Here is a 2,715-nt window from a genome sequence, read left to right as displayed (position 1 = left end):
CCCCTTGAAAAAAAATACAATACCGAGACCAACGTCTCTGTCATGGTATGCAATGGCAAAGTAATAGGCGGCATTTCATTTCCTGTTCAAGGAAAAGTGCTTTTAATGGGAGCACCTTATTCACTTGACGGAAAAACATTAGAAGAAGTGACTGGACAGACTTATAAAGAATGGTCAGATAATTGGGGAAAGAAATACGGAAGATGACTGAACTACCATGAAAGAACGAACTAACTTTCATGCTCTGTGGTGCAAATATCAGATGCATGGATGGCTAACGGGGAACAATAGCTTAAAGCAATTCCAAAAAGTAGCTGCTAACTAACCGCTGCTTTTTTTTGTTTATGTAAAAGTATTAATCACAATGGATTGTTTTTCCAGTAGAATGTAAAATAGCTTACATACTCATTTCAGAGAAGAATTAAAGATAATGTCAAAGGAGTAGGGACATGAAACAGTTAATTTCTTTGATAACTATAGGCATTTTAATGCAATGTCTGCTGTCTGGTTGTACAAATCAACCAAAGTATCCGGTAGGAAAAGATACAGTTTTATATGTAAGTGATGGTAAATATCAAATTGGAACTTGGCCAAACGCCAAAAAATTAGTAATGTTTGATGAAGTTGATAATAACTATATTACAGTCTTGGATGAGCATGTAATAAGTTATAAAAGAATAAAGGATACTCTATATGTTATTGGCGACTCCTACATAGTTGTTAGTGGTAAAACTAATACGTTAAAAATATATTCTTCTCCTAAAAGAGAAATATTAGGCCTTGCTGAGAACCAAGCAGTCATAACCTACATCGATAGCTATAACAATTTTTCGGAAGCTGAGAGAAAAATATTTGATAAGCTTAAAGGATAATCTAATAAACACATTAGGGACTAAGAGTTGCTTCCAAACGGGCAACACATTCTTCGTTGAGCTAACGGGGAACGATAATTAATTTGGAGGTTTAATTGACGTGAATCCTAACGATGTTTCCAATAAAGAAGAGTTGGTAAAATTTCTAAATACATTGCGAAATGACCTAACTAATAATATTACGGGTTGGGAAAATCCGAACCTGGAGAGCTTCCTTGAAGCTATGGAAGCATGGCTAACTGATTGTGAATATAATTCCAATTCGCCTACCTGGAGTCTCTTTGCAACCTCTTTATTGGCAGGCAAGGCGTACGAGTGAAGAGAGTAAATCCTTAAGCTAACGGCGAACTTTAGTTTAAAACAACAAACCGGCAGCAGATCAGAGATCCGCTACCGGTTTGTTGTAAAGGTAAAGAGCAGGAAAATTTAGTGAACCTAACGAATACTCCAAATACCAAATTGCTGATTAAATTCAACTGGAGTGTGTCAAAGCATGGGAGCATGGGGAACTGGTATATTTGAAAATGATGATGTACAGGATTGGAAGGAAGAACTTCTTGAATCTGAAGGATTTGTTTTTATAGAAGAAACCTTAGAGTCAGTGATTGAAGAAGAAGATTATATTGAAGTTGATATAGCTTCAAATGCAATAGGAGCAATGGAAGTTCTTGCCGCACTACAAGGTAAACCAGGTGAGGAATTAAAGAATGAATCGAGTTATGTTGAGGGACTTAATGAATGGATTGAGACGCACAAAGGTCATGGAAAGAGTTTATTACCATTAGCAAAGAAAGCTATTAAAAAGATAAAAAAAGACTCTGAGCTTAAAGAACTTTGGGAAGAGTCGGAAAACTATAAGGACTGGTTGAAAATTATTAAAGATTTAAAAAAGCGTCTATAAATTATATGTGGATTAAAAAGAACCCTATTTAATTACTAGGAGAAGAGATAATTTTGAATCAAAAAGAATTCGAAGCAGTTATAAAACTTCCCGCAAATATTCGATACGAGTATTTTATTAAGAAGGTTGTTGATTATGAAGAAGTTTGGTTATTGTATGATGACGGATGGGCAATGACTTCAGACGATGATGGAGGCATAATGATTCCATTCTGGCCAAAGAGAGAATTTGCGGAATATTGTGCTTTTGAAGAGTGGTCTAATTATAAAGCACAGAGTATCTCATTAGAGGAGTTTATCAATGAGTGGTTACCCGGTATAGAGGAAGACCAGTATAAGCCATCGATCTTCTGGAATAGAGATGACTCAGCTGTTCTTGCGGTTAGCGTGTTGCTGAAAGATTTGGATCAAGAACTTGAACAGTACTAAGCAATGTTACGCTAACGGGAGACTTTAATTCAACAAGAAATGAAGCAACCCTCTATCTCAATGGACTCGGACTATTTCCGGCAGCAACTCAACAACTAAATCGAAAGGATAAAGTAAGTAACATGGAAGCTAAGAATCGTAAGAGAATATCTGCGCGGACTTTGATTACCATTGCTGCTTTTCTTTTTCTTTTAGCAGGAATTGGTGTTCCTATGGGTTACTTTCCTAAAGAGGTTCTGTTGTTTACCCAACTACCTGGTACAACCTTAATTCTTATCTCTACTTGCTTTAGAAAAAAACATTGAAACATTGATGATTCGCCACCACCATAACATATTCAACTACCATGAAAGAACGAACTAACTTTCATGCTCTGTGGTGCAAATATCAGATGCATGGATGGCTAACGGGGAACGTTAGTTCAGAACCTATTCAGAGCAGCTCGCCACCACGGCAGCCTGCTCTTTTTGTCATTAAGCTGTTGCAGGATGGCTCAATGATGTGACGAATTAAT

5 protein-coding genes and 1 pseudogene are annotated in these 2,715 nt (G+C 36.6%); all 6 read left to right on the top strand.

Features of this window, described 5'->3' with window-relative positions; genetic code table 11:
- Positions 1 to 207: pseudogene (locus WFJ73_RS33125) on the top strand (hypothetical protein); the annotation flags it as partial.
- 242 nt (positions 208 to 449) lie between these two features.
- A complete protein-coding gene (locus WFJ73_RS33120; protein ID WP_336776989.1) occupies positions 450 to 872 on the top strand; it encodes a hypothetical protein in 423 nt (140 codons plus the stop codon).
- A gap of 100 nt (positions 873 to 972) precedes the next feature.
- Complete coding sequence (locus WFJ73_RS33115) at positions 973 to 1,191, top strand: DUF7660 family protein (RefSeq protein WP_336776988.1); 219 nt, start codon at positions 973 to 975, stop codon at positions 1,189 to 1,191.
- 174 nt (positions 1,192 to 1,365) lie between these two features.
- Positions 1,366 to 1,773: a DUF4259 domain-containing protein gene (locus WFJ73_RS33110; RefSeq protein ID WP_336776987.1), complete on the top strand. Its 408-nt coding sequence runs from the start codon at positions 1,366 to 1,368 to the stop codon at positions 1,771 to 1,773.
- A 53-nt stretch (positions 1,774 to 1,826) separates the two neighbouring features.
- Positions 1,827 to 2,201, top strand: coding sequence for a DUF2750 domain-containing protein (locus WFJ73_RS33105; protein WP_336776986.1), 375 nt, complete (start codon positions 1,827 to 1,829; stop codon positions 2,199 to 2,201).
- Positions 2,202 to 2,323: 122 nt separating this feature from the next.
- On the top strand, positions 2,324 to 2,506 hold the full coding sequence (locus WFJ73_RS33100) for a hypothetical protein (protein ID WP_336776985.1): 183 nt from the start codon (positions 2,324 to 2,326) through the stop codon (positions 2,504 to 2,506).
- The last annotated feature ends 209 nt before the right edge of the window (positions 2,507 to 2,715 follow it).

This window comes from Paenibacillus sp. MMO-58 (genome assembly GCF_037146255.1).
GTDB lineage: Bacteria > Bacillota > Bacilli > Paenibacillales > Paenibacillaceae > Pristimantibacillus.
This window is presented reverse-complemented; position numbering and strand designations above follow the sequence as displayed.

Bases quoted from the DNA above. Each gene is read 5' to 3' on its own strand.
- WFJ73_RS33120 (WP_336776989.1), top strand. From the start codon at position 450: ATGAAACAGTTAATTTCTTTGATAACTATAGGCATTTTAATGCAATGT.
- WFJ73_RS33110 (WP_336776987.1), top strand. From the start codon at position 1,366: ATGGGAGCATGGGGAACTGGTATATTTGAAAATGATGATGTACAGGAT.
- WFJ73_RS33100 (WP_336776985.1), top strand. From the start codon at position 2,324: ATGGAAGCTAAGAATCGTAAGAGAATATCTGCGCGGACTTTGATTACC.